The sequence below is a fragment of the Qipengyuania nanhaisediminis genome, assembly GCF_045862805.1.
Taxonomy (GTDB): domain Bacteria; phylum Pseudomonadota; class Alphaproteobacteria; order Sphingomonadales; family Sphingomonadaceae; genus Erythrobacter; species Erythrobacter nanhaisediminis_A.
In genome coordinates, this window is sequence record NZ_AP025760.1 from 736,644 (window position 1) to 753,394 (window position 16,751).

Annotated in this window: 19 protein-coding genes; 13 read left to right on the forward strand and 6 right to left on the reverse strand. The window is 58.0% G+C overall.

Annotation, left to right across the window (positions count from 1 at the left end; genetic code table 11):
* Window positions 1–3: 3 nt before the first annotated feature.
* Window positions 4–444 carry a periplasmic heavy metal sensor gene (locus ACKTSM_RS03615; RefSeq protein WP_306093943.1) on the reverse strand — a complete coding sequence of 147 codons (441 nt, stop codon included), beginning with the start codon at window positions 442–444 and terminating at the stop codon, window positions 4–6.
* Window positions 441–722 (reverse strand): hypothetical protein, encoded by a 282-nt coding sequence (locus ACKTSM_RS03620; protein WP_407875771.1) that lies wholly within the window; start codon window positions 720–722, stop codon window positions 441–443. The genes ACKTSM_RS03615 and ACKTSM_RS03620 overlap by 4 nt, the downstream gene beginning before the upstream one ends.
* Window positions 723–872: 150 nt before the next feature.
* Between ACKTSM_RS03620 and ACKTSM_RS03625 the strand changes: the two genes are divergently transcribed.
* From ACKTSM_RS03625 to ACKTSM_RS03655, 7 genes are all read left to right on the forward strand, one after another.
* Entirely contained in the window at window positions 873–1,523 is a 651-nt protein-coding gene (locus ACKTSM_RS03625) for a DUF2231 domain-containing protein (protein ID WP_407875772.1), read from the forward strand.
* A gap of 519 nt (window positions 1,524–2,042) precedes the next feature.
* Complete coding sequence (locus ACKTSM_RS03630; RefSeq protein WP_306093938.1) at window positions 2,043–2,318, forward strand: DUF5676 family membrane protein; 276 nt, start codon at window positions 2,043–2,045, stop codon at window positions 2,316–2,318.
* Window positions 2,315–2,728 (forward strand): ion channel, encoded by a 414-nt coding sequence (locus tag ACKTSM_RS03635; RefSeq protein WP_407875773.1) that lies wholly within the window; start codon window positions 2,315–2,317, stop codon window positions 2,726–2,728. The genes ACKTSM_RS03630 and ACKTSM_RS03635 overlap by 4 nt, the downstream gene beginning before the upstream one ends.
* On the forward strand, window positions 2,725–3,243 hold the full coding sequence (locus ACKTSM_RS03640; RefSeq protein WP_202392307.1) for a DUF305 domain-containing protein: 519 nt from the start codon (window positions 2,725–2,727) through the stop codon (window positions 3,241–3,243). The genes ACKTSM_RS03635 and ACKTSM_RS03640 overlap by 4 nt, the downstream gene beginning before the upstream one ends.
* The gene (locus tag ACKTSM_RS03645; protein ID WP_407875774.1) at window positions 3,240–3,713 is read left to right on the forward strand and encodes a DUF6692 family protein; all 474 of its coding nucleotides are present in this window, start codon (window positions 3,240–3,242) and stop codon (window positions 3,711–3,713) included. The genes ACKTSM_RS03640 and ACKTSM_RS03645 overlap by 4 nt, the downstream gene beginning before the upstream one ends.
* Window positions 3,714–3,831: 118 nt before the next feature.
* Window positions 3,832–6,216, forward strand: a complete 2,385-nt coding sequence (locus tag ACKTSM_RS03650; RefSeq protein ID WP_407875775.1) for a heavy metal translocating P-type ATPase — start codon at window positions 3,832–3,834, stop codon at window positions 6,214–6,216.
* Entirely contained in the window at window positions 6,216–6,665 is a 450-nt protein-coding gene (locus tag ACKTSM_RS03655) for a hypothetical protein (protein WP_006834094.1), read from the forward strand. The genes ACKTSM_RS03650 and ACKTSM_RS03655 overlap by 1 nt, the downstream gene beginning before the upstream one ends.
* 21 nt (window positions 6,666–6,686) lie before the next feature.
* Here ACKTSM_RS03655 and ACKTSM_RS03660 read toward each other — a convergent pair whose 3' ends face one another.
* Window positions 6,687–6,908 (reverse strand): GDCCVxC domain-containing (seleno)protein, encoded by a 222-nt coding sequence (locus ACKTSM_RS03660; protein WP_083800450.1) that lies wholly within the window; start codon window positions 6,906–6,908, stop codon window positions 6,687–6,689.
* Window positions 6,908–7,303 carry a hypothetical protein gene (locus tag ACKTSM_RS03665; RefSeq protein ID WP_156787454.1) on the reverse strand — a complete coding sequence of 132 codons (396 nt, stop codon included), beginning with the start codon at window positions 7,301–7,303 and terminating at the stop codon, window positions 6,908–6,910. The genes ACKTSM_RS03660 and ACKTSM_RS03665 overlap by 1 nt, the downstream gene beginning before the upstream one ends.
* Before the next feature lie 66 nt (window positions 7,304–7,369).
* Between ACKTSM_RS03665 and ACKTSM_RS03670 the strand changes: the two genes are divergently transcribed.
* The gene (locus ACKTSM_RS03670; RefSeq protein ID WP_006834092.1) at window positions 7,370–7,774 is read left to right on the forward strand and encodes a helix-turn-helix domain-containing protein; all 405 of its coding nucleotides are present in this window, start codon (window positions 7,370–7,372) and stop codon (window positions 7,772–7,774) included.
* On the opposite strand, the gene ACKTSM_RS03675 is transcribed toward ACKTSM_RS03670, so the two are convergent.
* Together ACKTSM_RS03675 and ACKTSM_RS03680 are read right to left on the reverse strand one after the other, a co-directional pair.
* On the reverse strand, window positions 7,771–9,111 hold the full coding sequence (locus ACKTSM_RS03675; RefSeq protein ID WP_407875776.1) for a dihydrolipoyl dehydrogenase family protein: 1,341 nt from the start codon (window positions 9,109–9,111) through the stop codon (window positions 7,771–7,773). The two genes, ACKTSM_RS03670 and ACKTSM_RS03675, sit on opposite strands and share 4 nt — an antisense overlap.
* Before the next feature lie 128 nt (window positions 9,112–9,239).
* Window positions 9,240–12,005, reverse strand: coding sequence for a MobA/MobL family protein (locus tag ACKTSM_RS03680; RefSeq protein ID WP_407875777.1), 2,766 nt, complete (start codon window positions 12,003–12,005; stop codon window positions 9,240–9,242).
* 227 nt (window positions 12,006–12,232) lie between these two features.
* Here ACKTSM_RS03680 and ACKTSM_RS03685 point away from each other — a divergent pair, with 227 nt between their 5' ends.
* The 5 genes from ACKTSM_RS03685 to ACKTSM_RS03705 all read left to right on the forward strand — a co-directional run bounded on the left by ACKTSM_RS03685 (window position 12,233) and on the right by ACKTSM_RS03705 (window position 16,744).
* Window positions 12,233–12,856 (forward strand): hypothetical protein, encoded by a 624-nt coding sequence (locus ACKTSM_RS03685; protein ID WP_407875778.1) that lies wholly within the window; start codon window positions 12,233–12,235, stop codon window positions 12,854–12,856.
* Between the two features lie 32 nt (window positions 12,857–12,888).
* Window positions 12,889–13,473 (forward strand): hypothetical protein, encoded by a 585-nt coding sequence (locus ACKTSM_RS03690; RefSeq protein WP_407875779.1) that lies wholly within the window; start codon window positions 12,889–12,891, stop codon window positions 13,471–13,473.
* Window positions 13,474–13,591: 118 nt separating this feature from the next.
* Entirely contained in the window at window positions 13,592–15,085 is a 1,494-nt protein-coding gene (locus tag ACKTSM_RS03695) for a hypothetical protein (protein ID WP_407875780.1), read from the forward strand.
* A gap of 147 nt (window positions 15,086–15,232) precedes the next feature.
* Window positions 15,233–16,231: a hypothetical protein gene (locus ACKTSM_RS03700; protein WP_407875781.1), complete on the forward strand. Its 999-nt coding sequence runs from the start codon at window positions 15,233–15,235 to the stop codon at window positions 16,229–16,231.
* Between the two features lie 195 nt (window positions 16,232–16,426).
* Window positions 16,427–16,744, forward strand: a complete 318-nt coding sequence (locus ACKTSM_RS03705; protein ID WP_407875782.1) for a recombinase family protein — start codon at window positions 16,427–16,429, stop codon at window positions 16,742–16,744.
* Window positions 16,745–16,751: the final 7 nt, after the last annotated feature.

Sequence of the window (16,751 nt, forward strand, 5' to 3'; positions counted from 1 at the left end):
CCGTCATTCCGGCGGTGAACCGGTCAACGACCGGGAAACCTGCTGATCGAATTCGCGCTGCTGTTGCGGATCGAGAATGGAGCGCATTGCGAACACATGGCGGATGGTCGCTTTCTGTAATTCACCCATGCTGGCGTGGACCTGGTCGATAGCGGCACTGACTTCAGGTCCGTATTCATGTTCCTTGTCCATCGCTGCAGCCAGCTCCGCGTTCGCGCGTCGCACTTCCAGTTCGAGCTGCGCGTTTTCTAGGGCATGACGCTCTTCAAGCTCGTCCAGCAAGGTTTCCTGCTCTGGATTAAGTTCGAGCTGTTCGTGTACGAATTCGTGAAGGCCGCCGGTTTGCTCTGGGGCAAACCATCTTTCGGCTGCTGTCGCACCCAGAAAGCCTGCCAAGGCGGCGAACAAGATGGCCAGCGCGATCTGCAGTTTCAAATGCTTCATGAATCGACATGCAGCAAGGCTGCGGGTGAGAGCCGCGCGTCGTTAAAAACCTGGTACGAGGCGTCCTTCGCGTAAACCGACGGCTGTACGGTCAGTGTCCCGACGCCCAGCCCAATTACGAACAGGCCCACGAAAAGTGCACTTCGCATCGTGCGTTCCCGCCGCGCTGTCGCAGCGCCCACGCGTTCCCACACGCCTTCCATAAGTCCGCTGCTCGACAAATCCAATGAAGTGTCGTTCGCAAGAGCATGCAGAACAGGTTCCAGTTTTTGTGTCACGTGCGGTGGCCGACCCTTCGCTTGATAATCGTTTCCATTACGTCCCGTCTGCCAGCTTCCCTCAAAAATTTTTGATGAGGGAAGGCCGCACGGGCTGCGTAACAGCAAGCATAAGGCCCGTTAACCCGCCGTGAAAGACCAACAGCCGAAATGAAATTAGCCCATATCTTCATGCTCATTTGCGCAGCCTTTCTTTCGGCTAGCCCGGCTCTTGCGCACGGCGACGAAGTTCACGGTGACGCGCCAAGCGCGCAGGTGCCCGCGCAACCGGACAAGATGGCAGGCAAGGAGGGTATGCACAGTTCGCAGATTGCACCAGGCGAACCCGTCCCGGGCGAAGGAAGCGCTGGCAGCAACGCAAGTGAACGCGAAAGCGACAACGCAGGCTTATTCGCATTTTTGACCAAATTGCATCCAGCCACTGTGCATTTCCCGGTGGCCCTGTTCCTGATGGCGGCGCTGGCTGAGCTGTTTATGCTTCGTGGCAAGGACACTGTGGAGCCGGCCATTAGTGTTCTGATCTACGGCGGCGCAGCTGGCGGGATACTCGCGGCAACCTTCGGATGGATACACACCGGCTTATGGTTTGGCGGCGACACGGTGATGCAAATTCACCGATGGAACGGAATGCTAATCGCTATCCTTGGCCTGGCGCTTGTTCTGATTGTGAGGCGAACAAGTGCCACGAGGACTTCGCTGCGGGCAGGTCTGTTTCTCATGACCCTCCTTATCCTCGTCCAAGGGTTTCTTGGCGGTGAACTCGCGCACGGACAAAACCACCTTGGCCTCTCTTGGCTCTAAAGGAAATTCCATGACATTTGGCCCATTCTCCAAGACCCCCGCGGCTTTGCTACTCGGCGCTGCACTGTTCGGGCTCGCTGCCTGCGACCAGCAATCTGCGTCGCCGACAGAGAGCGACGGTGCTGTCGCACCTGACGACGACGTGCTTTCAGAAGTTGTGCCTGAGTCTGGCGAGAATGGCTCTATCCCGGGAAGCGCAAGCGGACCGGCGACAGTCACGCCCGAGCCGTCGAGCAGCCCCGCCACCGCAGCCAAGCCTCGGCCATCGCCTGCACCTGCCAGAAGCCCGGCAATTCCACCGCCTACCCCAGTAGAACCAGAAGTCACCGGACCGCCCGATCCCCATGCCGGTCATGATATGGGATCGATGTCCGAACGCGACATGGACGATATGAGAGGGGGGCACGAATGAATGCCTGTTTTCCAGACGAGCCAATGCGCAGGAGCGCCGAGCTGCACCACCGCTAGGGTTGGTTACACTGTCCGCCTGTACCAGTGCGCTGAGGAGAGAGATAAGCCGTGATTACTGGATCGAAGCGAAAAACAATTGTCAGGTGGGGGTGGACACTCAGCACCTTCCTGCTGCTGAGTTATCTGATCTGCGTGGCCTTTGGCCTGCTTTCTCCCGCCCGTTTCCACATGCATGAAGCCTGGGCCCCGCTCCTGCCCGGCTTTGAGTGGATAACCTGGCAAGGCTTCATCGCAGGAGCTATCGGCAGCTTCCTTTATGGCTGGTACATCGCCATCCTGATCGTGCCGATCTATGCGTTTTTCGGACGGGAGAAGAGCGCTTGATCACGGCCCTCCTTCTTTCGACAGCATTGTTCCTGGGTGCGATACTCTCGCACCTGTCAATCTTGCAGCGAGGCCATGAATGGCTCGGCAAGAGCGACAGCCTTGCGACCAAAGCCACAGTCTCCCTGCTGGTATTATTTTCTCACCTGATCGTCGCTGCTTGGTTTGGTGGCGGTTTCTGGTTCGGCAACGAATTGGGACTTGGCAGCTTCGACAAGGTCTCCGCGATGGGCTGGATGGATTACTTCTATTTCTCGCTGATCAATATCACCACGCTTGGTCTTGGGGACATCTACCCGACCCAACACCTGCGGGTCATAGCAGGTGTTGAAGCACTCACCGGCTTCGCGCTTATCAGCTGCTCGGCGCAGCTTTTCTGGTCCATGACAAAGAAAGGGGACAAACAATGAATCAATCGAAAACCCATTCTGGCGGTGGAGGGAATTATGTTCGCTTCATGCTGATGATCGCGACCTCGACCGTCGTCATGTACGGCCTGATGTATTTGAACACCTATTCCATCGATCACGTCTTCTTCAGCGAGACACGCTTCTGGATGGCATTTGTCATGGGCGCTGTAATGGCTGTCATCATGCTCGCTTTCATGTGGTCAATGTATGGCAACATCAGCAAGAACTTGATCATCCTCGGAGTTGCCGCAGTCGTATTTTCGCTCGCCCTGTGGCTGGTTCGTTCGCAAACGACAGTTGCAGATATCAATTACATGAAGGGGATGATCCCGCATCACTCCATCGCCGTTATGACCAGCGAACGCTCGAATCTACGAGATCCGCGTGTCAGGAAGCTGGCACAGGACATTATCGTCGCCCAGCGCCGCGAAATTGCCGAGATGCGCTACCTGATCGAGGACATTTCCGAGAACGGCCCACGACCAACCGAAAAAGTACAGGAGCAAGCACAATGACAAAAACAATTACGATTGGCCTGCTCGCTCTGGGACTGGCAGCTTGTAATTCGAATTCCGCGCCGGGCAATGATCGTCGCGCAGATTTGGAATCGCCACCGGAAGCCGCACCGCAGGAAAATGCGGCGTCTGCGCTCGCCAATGCCGCTCCCGGGTCGCTTTACCCCGGCATTTTGACCGAAGCGGATGTGGCCAGCATCGGTGGTGCGGGCGGGCGGTGCGTATTTCGCATGGACCGCGTGGGCTACCCGACCTTCGTCTATGGCGGCACCAAACGGGAGGGCACCCTCAAGCTGAATGGGAAGCTAGTGATGATCCCCGCGACCGAGGACCAATTTTTCACCGGCGAGGGCCTGACAGTCGAGATGCGTGAAGGCGAAGGAACTGATGACGAAGCTACGATGATTGTCCGGATATCTGGAGCTTCAAACGAACTCGGGTTCCGTGGATTTTCGAACTGCGCCAGTTAAGCTGCAAGCAGTCGTTCCCTCGTATCCGTCGAATTGCAGGGTTACATAGGAAGATGGGGGTCTCGCGCCCGAACTAATTGGCGCGAGACCTCCGGCGAAATTCAAGAAGGAGGCGTCCATGAGCGAAGACAGGTCACACGCAAACGATAGGGGCGGCGAGCCGGTCCTTGAGGGTATCGCGGTCGACCCAGTTTGCGGCATGGATGTTAAGATCGACGGTGCGAAACACGTCACTGAGCACGACAATGTCCAGCATTACTTCTGCTCATCGCGCTGTCACGATAAGTTTCGTGCAGATCCCGAACTGTACTTATCGGGCGAGCACCTGAACGCCGTCGAGGATATGCCCGAGGGCACGATCTACACCTGTCCGATGCATCCCGAGATCCGCCAAACTGGCCCAGGCTCCTGCCCGATTTGTGGCATGGCGTTGGAACCGGAAACGGTGTCATTGGATGATGGGCCCGATCCCGAGCTTGTCGATATGCGCCGCCGCTTCTGGTGGAGCGCGCTGCTGACGCTGCCGCTCTTTGTCTATGCGATGAGCGACATGATCCCATGGCTCAGTTTCGACCAGTTGATCGAACCTGCCCGGGCGCAATGGGCGCAGTTCGTCCTCGCCACTCCAGTGGTGTTGTGGGGCGGCTGGCCATTCTTCGTCCGCGCGTGGGGATCGCTGAAAACACGCAACCTCAACATGTTCACACTGATCGGTATCGGCGTTGGGATCGCTTATCTGTTCAGCCTGGTGGCGACCGCGATGCCCGAGCTCTTTCCGCCGGCCTTCCGTGATCATTCCGGACGGGTGGGTGTTTATTACGAAGCGGCAGCGGTCATCACCGTGCTGGTCTTGCTGGGCCAGGTATTGGAACTGAAAGCTCGCGGTTCGACGTCGAGCGCATTGCGAGCTCTGCTCGAGTTGGCACCGCCGTCAGCCGTGAAAATCTTCGGGAGCGGTGACGAGCGGGAGGTGCCGCTCGACGAGCTAGAGTCCGGCGACCGACTGCGTGTTCGCCCCGGAGATAAGGTTCCCGTGGATGGAGAGATCGAGGAAGGGTCGAGCGCGATCGACGAATCAATGGTCAGCGGGGAACCGCTTCCGGTGAAGAAGGGCGCTGGCGACACGGTGATCGGCGGGACGGTCAACCAGACCGGCGGGTTCATCATGCGGGCGACCAACGTGGGCAAGGACACCATGCTGTCCAAAATCGTCCAGATGGTGGCCGAGGCGCAGCGTAGCCGCGCACCGATACAGCGTTTGGCCGATCAAGTCGCAGGCTGGTTCGTGCCCGCCGTGGTGATGGTCGCCGTCGTCACATTTGCCGTCTGGGCGATATGGGGTCCCGCTCCCGCACTAACCTATGCACTGGTCAACGCGATCGCGGTCCTGATTATCGCGTGTCCGTGCGCATTGGGTCTTGCGACGCCGATGTCGGTGATGACCGGGACGGGTAAGGGCGCGCAGCACGGGATCCTGATCCGCAATGCCGAAGCACTGGAGACGCTGGAGAAGATTGATACGCTGGTAGTCGACAAGACCGGCACCTTGACGATGGGCAAGCCCGATCTGGTGGCGGTGAATCCTGTCGAGGGCATCGACGAAGCCGAGTTTCTTGCCGCGGTCGCCGGGGTCGAGATGGGTAGCGAGCATCCTTTGGCTCATGCGATAGTCGAGGGCGCGCGGTCACGAGGGGTGTCGCCAGCAGACGCGACCGATCTTGCCTCGACCACGGGCGAGGGTGTCGAAGCGGACGTGAACGGTCGCCGGGTCGCGATCGGGAACGAAAAGATGATGCGCCGGGTCGGGATCAGCGACGAAAGCTGGCTGGGTACGGCCGAAGCCGGACGGACGAAGGGGCAGACGGTAATGTTCGTCGCTTTTGCCGGGAAGCCCGCTGGTCTGATTGCCGTGGCGGACCCGATCAAACCCACCAGCGCAAACGCCATCGCGGCATTGCACGCGCGCGACATTCGCGTGGTCATGCTGACCGGTGACAGCCGCGGAACTGCCGAAGCGGTCGCGCAGGAAATGGGCATTGACGAGGTTCACGCCAACGTCTCGCCCGAAGACAAGCACCGCGAGGTCGAGAGGCTGAAATCCGAAGGACGCCGGGTCGCCATGGCAGGCGACGGTATCAACGATGCCCCAGCGCTCGCAGCGGCCGATGTCGGTATTGCCATGGGAACCGGCACCGATGTCGCGATCGAAAGTGCCGGCGTAACGCTGGTGCGCGGCGATCTGACCGGCGTGGTGCAAGCTATCGTCCTGTCAAGGGCGACGATGCGCAACATTCGGCAAAACCTGTTTTTCGCCTTTGCCTACAACACGCTTGGCATCCCGGTCGCCGCAGGGGTGCTGTTCCCGGCTTTCGGGCTATTGCTGAACCCGATGATCGCGGCAGCAGCGATGAGCCTGTCGTCAGTCTCGGTGATTGCCAATGCGCTGCGACTGCGCGGTCTGCGATTGTCGACCAGCGACGGCGTCGCAGAACAGCCCGCCTGATGAAAGCGGTGAAGAAACTCGATAGACCCGAAACCTGGCTGGCGATTCACGGCTACCTGATCGCGTTCCTCTGGGAAATGCTGCAGATGCCGTTCTATGCGATGGGCCGTCTCTCAGCATGGGAAACAACCATCAATTGCAGCCTCGCTTCACTCGGTGACGCGGGCATTATGGTATTTGCCTATTTCGTTGCATCATGGACCGTGAACGATCGCCATTGGCTAAGTAGCCGTAACCGAAAGCCGGTCATCGCCTTCCTTGTGACAGGATTGGTCATCACGCTGGTGGTGGAGCACTTCGCAACGGGCGCAGCTTGGGGGTGGAGATATTCTGCGAGAATGCCCACCCTTCTCGGTATCGGCATAGTGCCGATCGTAATGTGGATCGTTGTCCCTCTCATCGCGCTTGGTCTGGCATCGCGCTCCGTAGCCCACCGAATTGAACGGTAACGGTACACAATATCGGCTTTGCTATCCGCAACAGGAAGATTCGCGCCCCTCTTCTCGGGCCTCTTGGATCGGCGGGCATGGTACATCACCAAACGAGCAGAACACGCAACAATCGCCCTCAAGCGGTTTCAAGCGTACTTGGCAGTGCGGACAGGTGTAGAAAAACCAGCACGCATTTGTCGGCATGCTCTCTGTCGTGGACCGACCGCACTCGGGACAGGTAATGGTCGAACAGATCTGCATCAGGTGCCTCCAATCCACCGCATCAGCGGTTGTTCGAACAATTCCCATGAGGCCGAAATCAAGATAACAACCGTCGCAGCAATCAGGACGATCCTAGTCGTTTTGATCCGCGATGAGGCTTCGCAATTATCCATCGCGCAGCTGCGCGATATTCGTAAGTGAAACACCCAGGCGAGCGTGAGGATGATAAGGGCGGCGATGGTCAGCGGCCAATGGTAGGGGACGAGAAAGCCTAAAGCCCCCGACCCGATTCCGAAGGCTGCCAGTGCCAAAGGCAAAACGCAGCAGGCCGCGCCCGAAATCAATGCGGCCAGACCGGTGAAGGCACTGCTCACAGCGAGAACGCGCTCGCCCGGTTGCGCCGCTTCAATTTCATCAAAAACTCGGTCGGTCACGTTTGAACTCCGTTGATCCATGGCCTATTGCCACCTGTAGCTACTACAGGATCAAGGAAATTCGACATGGCAAATTGGTCGATCGGCGAACTCGCTCGAAAAACCGGGGTGCATATCGAAACCATCCGCTACTTCGAGAAGGTCGGCTTGCTTGAAACATCTGGGCGGACCGAAGGCGGACACAGGGTGTTCGGCGACAGGCATCTGCGATCGCTCAAGTTCATCAAGCGAGCACGAGAATTGGGATTCTCACCCCAAGAAGTTCGCGCGCTGCTCGATATGGGCGGCCCGGAAGACGCTTGTTGTGACGAAGTGCGCGATATCGCGGTGCACCACCTCGAAGACGTGCGCCGGAAGATAAAAGACCTCAAGCGGCTCGAGGAGCTGCTGGCCTCCACCGTCGACCGATGTTCCGGTTCGCATGTGAGCGACTGTGCAGTGATCGATATGCTGGAGGAGCCAGTCCGCTAGAGCATATAGCCGATGTCCGATGCGCCCGTCGGATATGCGAACATGGTAGTCTTAAGATCCTCCACCGTCAGCCCATGCCGGATCGCCAGGCCGAAGATGTTGATCACCTCTTCCGCATGCGGCCCGACAAGATGGGCGCCGAGGATTTTACCCGAATCGCCTTCGACCAATGTCTTGTAGCCATAAACGGGTTCGTCGACCCGTCTTGCGGTATACCAATCCGAGGCGCGACCGCACTTAACCTCAAAGCTTCGGCCCGCCTTTTTCGCCTCCTCTTCGCTCAACCCTACGCGAGCGAGGGGAGGAAGCGTGAAAGCGACGCTTGGCACCCCGATGTAGTCGGGCTTCTTGTGATTGCCCTCGATAAGGTTGGCCGCAACCACCTTCGCATCGTGGCTCGATACCGGGGTAAGCGGCGGCCCGTTGGAAGCAGCATCGCCTGCCGCATAGACTGCCGTATTGCTTTCGCTTTGCAGGAAGTCGTTCAGGCTAAGCCTGCCATTCTCGGTAGCTATTCCCGCTGCCTTGAGATCGAGTTGATCGAGGGCAGGAACCCGCCCTGCAGCATGAACGACGAGATCGGCATCGAATTGCATTGCCCTGCCGTCACCTTCGGCGTGAACGACATAGTCGTCACCTCGCTGATCTATCGCAGTCACGTCCAAATCGGTCTCCACACAAACTCCGATCCGATCGAAGGCTTCCATCAGCCAGTCCACCAGCTCCGGCTCGAAGCCGGTCAACATTCGGGGCCCACGCTGCACCACGGTAACCTTTGCCCCTGCGCGGGCAGCGATATGGGCGAACTCGGCCGCGATGTAGCCGCCGCCGACAAGGACAATTCGCTTTGGTAAGACCGCCAGCGAGAGGAAGTCCTCGTTATCGACGAGGTGTTCTTCGCCCGGAATGTCGAGACGCCTTGGCTTGGCCCCCGTGGCGATGAGAAAATTGCTGGCGGTCAATTCTCGCTCGCCAACGCGCAGCCGATTGGAGCCGGAAAAGCTTGCGGTGCCATGCAACGTGGCGATGCCAGCCTCTTTGTATCGCTGCTCATGCTTTTCCGGCACCGGATCAGTGAAGCTGCGCTTGAAATCGATAAGTTCGGGCCAGTCTATTCGGGCTTCTCCTGCAACTCCGTGGGGAGCCATCCGTTGCTGCGCGTCGATCACTTCCACACCGGCCACTAACATTTTTTTGGGGTCACAACCTCTGAGTGCGCAAGTCCCACCAAAGGGTTTCTCATCGATAACCGCAACGCTTTTACCGGCTTTCGCTACACGCATCGCGCATACCATCGCCGCTGTTCCGGTCCCGATTACTGCCAGATCATAGTCCATATCTAAGCCTCCTGACCGACCAATGAATCTGGAGTGGCTACGGGTTCCTGAAATACACAAAGCTCAAGCCTCTTAGACGGCCGTTTCGTCAGGCTGTGGCGGCACAGCTAAATGTCTGCAAGCGGCCCTCATCTGCCGTTTCCAAGATCGATTGGCCATGCAGGTTTCTTGTGCGAAGTGGCCACCGGACCAGCAGAAATCGTGTTGGCAAGCTGTGCGTCCTCGCCCCGATCTGACAGGATTTGAAAAAACAATTTCCGCCGCACATCTGGTTCGTTTCTGTGGTTTCCGCCACGAGGAAGCAGGCTCGTTCTGCGCAATGCTTCCTGAACTTCAGGGCATTCTCGCCACCTGCGGAATACGTCGATCACTTCGGCAGAGACTGGATGCGTCGGTTGCCAGAATCCTTCCACGAACCGTAGTCCTTCGCCGATCCGATATGAGATTTCCTGTAATTCTCCGCCATTCCGACCGGAATAATGCATGAGTTGGTCCTGCATCTTCGCATCTGCGATCTGATCCGGGACGAGACGGGCGCGCTGCATGAGGGCTGCAGGTAAAACAACTCTCCCTTCGGAATCCTTGATCAGGACATGCCGTTCTTGCTCGAGAATTCTTAGCAGCCGCCGTCGCGCAGTGAAGGCCTCAGCCGCCAATCGTATCGCTTCCGCGTTCGGCTTTCGAACCGGTTCGCGTTCCTCCACCTCCTCGTTGCGCTCGTGCCCCTGCGCGCGGGCAAAATCTCGATGAGGGGTGTCGACGAAAGGGTCGGTTCCTGTTGGAAATTCTCGCCGGACCTCGTGGCCTTTAGTGCTAATTGGAGGACCGAAGTCATTGGGGTTTGAAGAAGCGGGCATTGACCGCCTTTCTTTGGTTGTCCGGACACGAACTGAGCTCGCTTCTGAACCCATTTCCTCCAACATCGCGGGCGATGCGGGGGGCTTTGAAAAAGCGTCTTCAGAATTTCCGCCAGTCCTGACCGACTGCGCATCTATATTCGACTGCATGCTTTTTGGCATACGTTGATCGATGACGCGGATGCGCAAGGTTGTCGTCGCCCGCCCCGCGTTCACCGAAACCACCGATGGAACTGAAGGCCAGTCGGACAGGCGCCGCGATTTGGGAACCTGTGGTAGCGAGGCTTGAGGGCGTGCTGGCAGGTTTCGCTCATACGCTGACTGAAGCTTGGCGTCGCTGAACTTAGATTCAGTTTTGAAGGAGGCTAACGAACGCGGTACTGAGGCCTCAAGTTTAAGTCTGGCCAAGCCGATCTTTGCCGGTTCCGAGACATTCAAGGCCTCCGGAATGAACAGCATAGATTCCCAGATCCGAGTCAGCATGCTGTGCTTGCCAGCAAGAGCCGACATCACGCTCGGTAGCTGCGCAGAGACTGCAATCCGCTGGACCAGTTCGGTAATCCCGACCTTGGCAGGGTATGCGACCGGAAGCCGGTACTCAGTCTCAAGCGGTTGTGGAGAAGGCGTCTTCCTTCCCCCAATCGCCGCTGGAGCTGGGATCGTATCTTCATCCACCACCACTGGCTTCAGCGATGGTAGTGTGATCGAAGCAGTGTTTGCGATGGCAGACGGGAGCACGTTCGAATGCCCCCCGATCTTCAAATCCCTTGAAGCATTGTTGTCATTTACCGCGATCGGTCCAGTTGGAATCGTCGGTCGAGCATCCAGAACCTTCGAACGGTTTGCCCGAGCATTTAGGTCGCTCGAGGCATTCGAAACATCCAGCGCCAAGGTCACGGCACGGTGCAAGCGCTCGACTGCGCCCCTTGCGTGGGACGCCGTAGAAAGGAATTTCGCCCTCAATTCTCGTACCGCCCGAACCATACTGTTGCGCATCGCGATGCGATGGTTCGCTTCGTTGATAGTAGAGCCTTCACCGCGCCTGACCTTGGCAGTCAGCCCCTCGCCCAAATGGGTTTGCGGTATGAAATCGACTCCTGCTGCGGCGTAGGAGAGGTGGGTAAAGCGCTTTGCGACACCGGCCTTTTCGCAAGCGTGATTGAGCGCTTCGGCCCACAGGAACCGAAGGCGCGAGAACTGTTCAGGGGTATCGAGATCGGTTCTGAGGTACTTGCCGACAGCCCATTCGCCCTCGTCAATTTTCGTCATTGGCCTGAGCGAATAGAGGATGTGGACGTGCCAATTTCGCTGATCTCCCTCAGCACTCGGAGGATGGAGGACGACCAAATATGGTAGTTGCTGTCGACCGAATACGTACTCGGCGTAATCACAGGCCAGCTCGAACTGTTGCTCCGGTGTTAGATCATGGCAGGACTGCATGATGCCATGAAATAACGTTTTCGCGTCGATCGAGACGGTGCGATTGACGCCTTCGGCGACGTCCATTGCGGCCACGATTTCGTCGTAATGATCGCCGACGTTACTGGAGATGCAGACCTTCCCGGCATCCAAAATATGCGCCCCACTCATAGCATAGCGAGCCGCATCAGCACCGCGCCCCAGCTTCGAATTGCGGGCCGAATAGTAGCGTATCCGCTGGAAGACAAAGAGGCGTCCGGCCGTGTCGGTCAGGGCAATAGAATAACGAGGCAGCGCGCCACCAGCGCTGTGTATTGCGACCACGCGATGGAGGACGTGACGCTTCGCGCGAATGCCCTTTTCCTCACCCCAGGTGACCTCTTTTTTGACCTTGAAATTGCGATGAGGCCTATCCCATTCGCGCTGCGCTTCAGCCTCTTCACGCGCCCGACGCTCCACGGATTTCACATGCTGAGCTTCGGCCCATGCTTCCCGCCTCCACTGCCGGTCCGCCATGACCGTGTAACGCAGATCGCCGCGCGGCGCGGCGCATTGGCGCCGCTGCTCCGGCGAGCCCACGGTCAGGCAATCCATTTCGGTTTTAGACTTCAAATTCATAGGGCGGGTTGTATGCGAAAGGCGGGGCGAAGCGGACGCTTAAGTGTGCATCATTTATTTCGCCTAACCCGCCCTACTTCCTCCTTAAGTGCGCTAAAATAATGAATGGGATTGTCTGTCGCCATCATGGGTTCGGCAACTGTTTTCCCGTTAATGCGGCACGAAAAACGAATGGAGAAAAGGCGAGATGCTTGGGGTAAGGATGCTTCGCGTTCTATATACCAAAGATGGAACAACAGAACTTCAAAGGACCGGCAGACGATCTTGGCGCGCACTTGCGCGAACTGGATAGGATGCTTGTCACTCTAGACGGGATCGAAGCGCGCGTCAGCAAGGTGCAGATCACACCTGGCGAAGTGGTGTATCGCGATGCCCACGACGCCTATCACCACATCACTGCAGGTGCCGTCCTTTCCGCTTACGGTATTTCCGCACATTACGCGCGTCGCCTCGACGGCCTTCTCGCGCTCGACATTCTTAAAGCGCTAAGCGACGATAGCCTGTTCGGCGAATGGAAGGATGCCTTCGTAAAAAAGAAAACCGTAGGCGAAGCACTTCTTTGTTTTCTGGATCGCGCAGCAGGGTTTCTGGAAGCAAAAGGCCGGCACGCGGAATGGCGTCGCCGGTTCGACGCCTACATGAGAAAGACCGAGAGCTTTTTCGCCGCCCTTGATGATGAGAAACGGGCAGCGATGCTTCGCAAGCCCGCGACAAAAAAACAGGCTTCCATGGTGCGGTATACCTGCGAATGCCTGCAGCTCGATTTCCCTGCGCTTGGAAACCGCTGGGCAGCATTCGAATGGCTTCGTGATGTTGGCGCTAACCCCCGCTACCGCGAGGTGCAGCCGTGAATATTACGTGGCGACGTCCAGACGGCGAGCGCGTGACGCTTTCCACGCTGCCGGACTTTTCTAGGGCGCTGGAGCAAATCGAAGCCGAGACCGTCAAAGCGCAGCAAGAGGGCCGCTACACCGACATAGCTTTGCTGAAGGGCGACCATGATCAAATCTTTTCGAGCTGGAGAACCCTACGGAGGGCCGAGCTCAAGGCTGAAGAAATGCACCTCGAACGGATGATCGAGCTCGTTGGCAAGCGCCTTGCCTGGTGGCGAGAACTCTCGGTTACGGACAAGTACGACGAGCCGGTGGAGGTCTCGAAAGCGCAGGCGGCGATCTTCGCTGCCGGCAAGATGTCCCCGACGAGCTGGGACGAGGCGAAGGCTGCCATCGCATCGCTACCCGAATTCTGTCTTCCCGATGATGTCGATCCCGCGAGTGGGATCGCAAATCTCGAAGAGCTTCTGAAAGCAGGCCGGAAGCTGCGGCCGTTACTCGCAGATTTCATCAGGCAGCTCAGCGACACGACGTTCACCGAAGCTGGCTGGATGGAATTTCGGAAGGAGCGCTGGAAGCTCTTCATCCGAGCTGCCCGCACGTACAACGAGATCGTGGAACGGATCGATGCCTAGAAAGCTTCCAAGTCTATCGCCGGCTTCACCGGGTATGTTGCTCGTAGCCGGACTGGTCGATGGGTCAACCAATGGTCAAGGCGTCAATAACGCCACCTTGGCCAAGGCGAAACGCCGCATGAGTACGGCGCTGGATCATGCACTTGCTGCATGCTCACCTGTCCACCCTGCCGGGTTGAGAATTCCGCTCATCAAGGGTTCCAAGATCGATAAGGACATCATGGCTGCGGCCACGCGGCTAGACCCCGATACCAGATACGCCAAGCGGGGTCATCCGAGCGAAGAGGAGTTGGACGAGCTTTGCAACTTCAGGTTCCGGCACCTCGACGGGTATCACCGTGGCGACTGGATGCCTAAACGTGCGGCAATGGACCCAATCGCCGAAGAGGCTTTGCGGGTTTGCCACCATCCAACTGCGAGAGACGTAGCCTCCGCATTCCGCGTTTTCTATGCAGACGAACTATTGCGCGCTGGAAATTGCAAGGCGCTGGAGCACGCCTGGCGCCGCGATTTCGTGCGGCTGCACAGAAGTTTAGAGAAGATCGAACTTTCGCCGACCGCCGAGTTTGCCGATAGGTTCCCTGCGCTAATCGAAGCACAAGGTGTTGGCGGAGCGGTGCTCTACATCCTTGAACAGGCGTTCGAGTTCGAACGGACATACGAATACGTTGCCGCACATCTCGCTGATTTCCGGACCATGAAAGGGGGACTTGGCAAGAAGGGCCTCATTTTCGGCGACCAGGATCCGAACATGGTCCACCTTGCGCTCAGCAGGAAGCAGCGGATCACGCGAAGAGACTGGGGCGGACACGCGCGTCTGAATCACGAAGTTCTGAAAAGCGCGCGACTGGACCATCACCAGGCTCCGGCTCCTGAAGGCGAACGCTGGCATCTCGTCCTTGGCAGGCCACCGCTGCACTTCATCATCCAGTACCTGTTCCATACCCACGACCGCTTTGCGCCCTATCTTCCTTCAACGACCTCGTCGCGCTTCTCGCTGAATTCCGCGATATTCAGAGTCGCATTGAACATCCTTGCACATATCGACGCCGATGAGGCCCAAGCAGAATTGGTCGCGCGCATCTCGCATGCCAATGAGCGCGAAAGTCCGAATTGCGGGCCGAGATCGAAAGCGGGGAAAGAGCTTCCTCCCCTGCTCGAGCGCGTGATCCCACGCGACAGGTTCAATCCATTCTCGTCTCAGGGTTCTGATCTGCCATTCGAGCAGATCGAGGATTCGGATTGGGCCGATGGTTATGTCGCAAGGTTGCGATGCCGCTATGACAAGCTGTTGACCAACGGCCTCGCCGACGAGGAAAAGAATCCGTTCGCTCGCGCATTTCCGTTTGCGGAGGGCTGGTCGCGCTCGCGAGTGACGGAAGCGCTAAAACGGTTTTGGTATAAAGCGCGTTATGCGCTTGAGACGCTGGATCCCCGATATGCGTATCCCGGCCATCGTAACGGGCACCCCCTCGGCGTTCGTGAAATCGACTTGTCCCTATCGCTGGCAGCTAAACTGGTCGAAACACCCAACCCGATGAGCAAGGCCCGATCTCTCGGACTGCCAGTCCACGGTGTCACGACCTGGATACCCCGGGCGGACGCATGGTGAAAATTGCGTGTAAGCGAAGCAGCACTAATTGAAACCTTAACTTATTGATATGTAGGTATTTATAAAGTCATAGTTCGATCGAAACTCGTTTATCAAAACGTCTGAACCTGCATAATTTCGCAGTCCTCTTGAACAACGAGGACTGCCATGACGACTTCAAGCACCCCCCACTCGCTCGACGGAATCTCTCCACAGCATAGCTCTACCGCTGGTGGAGTGCAGCCGCCTCTAAACGGCAACGACAAGCTGTTCGGTGGTGATCTTCCGAGTGCAAAGGCGAAGGATGTTTCCCGCCGTGCAGACATCTACGAACGCCGCCATTACGACACGAGGGATATCGAGGCTCAGCACCTCCGGGCAACCGAACCCCACAATTGGAGGCCGTTTCCGGTCATCATCGATGTAGATGGATACCGCCTCGTCGATGGGGGGAGCCTCACCGAGGCAATCTGCCTCATCGATTCCGAGACGGTAGTCCCGATCGAGGTCATCAGCGTGGCGGAGGGGCTACGTATCCGTAGCCAGAACAATGCAGGCTCGTCCCGTCCGGAACCCATGGCAAGGGCCCGCAGGGCGCTTATACTGCGGGGCGAAGGGTACACGAACGCTCAGATCGCTCGGGAATTGCGGTTCTTCGAAGATGATGCAATTCTGACTGACGCACGCGTGAATCAGTTGCGGGGCGCCGCCGAAGCCGAGAAAAAGTTTCAGCGTCTTAGCGAGATCATCGCGTCCCCGGCGCACACGCCGGTCCGCTTCTATGAAGTGCTCAAGGCGACCTGCGACGCGCGGGAAAAACTCGACGTCGAGTCTCCGGTTTCGAACGGTCCGTCGCGGGTAGCCCGGTTCGCGAATGACGTGGCAACGCTCGTCAAAGCCGGAAATCCGATGGAATACCACGAGATCGAAGAGCGGCTCAAACTCGTCGGCCGCCGCGAGTTTAAGCGCCGTGCTCGCCACATCGGCGAGGAAACGCTCGTTCCCGGAAGCAGGGAAGTGATGTGGCTCGAGCCGGAGCGTACGGGTGGTCCCGTGGCCAATCTCCCGCAGTCGTTCACGCCAGCCGAGACAGAAATCGTGTTCGGTGCGGTCCTCAATGCGGTGGCCGAAGTGCTGGCTGCCCGCACCAAGCCCGGCGCGAACTGACTCGGATCGGGACGGCCGCGACGGATCGGATGCTGGCGATGTCTAGGGATGATAGACCCCGTCGCGCGCGCACGACGTCGCTGCCGCTCGAGAATGCACATGCAGAAATCGAGTGGCTGGGGCCTCCGTCGGAGGAAGACCTCGCCCGCCTGCTGCTCGAACTTATCGGCGAGGACGCTCTCAAGGAGATATTTAATGACTAAGGCTTTTGGATATGTGCGCTGTTCTTCGAACTGCCAGAGCGCGGCGGCTTCTATCGCAACCCAAAACGACGCGATCACGCGAGCAGCGGTTTCCTATGGAGTTCATCTACAACGAGTGTTCACCGACATTGGTCCGGCGAGCTCCGGCCAATCCGAGCTCGAGCATCTCCTGAAGACTGCGGAGAGCAGCGGCGTGCGTACGATCGTGGTCGCAAATAAGACCCGTCTCTCGCGGTCCATGACTGAACTGCGAAGGCTGGAGGATAGGTTCATTACTGCCGGAATCGAAATCATCAGTGCGGAAGGATAGGATTGGT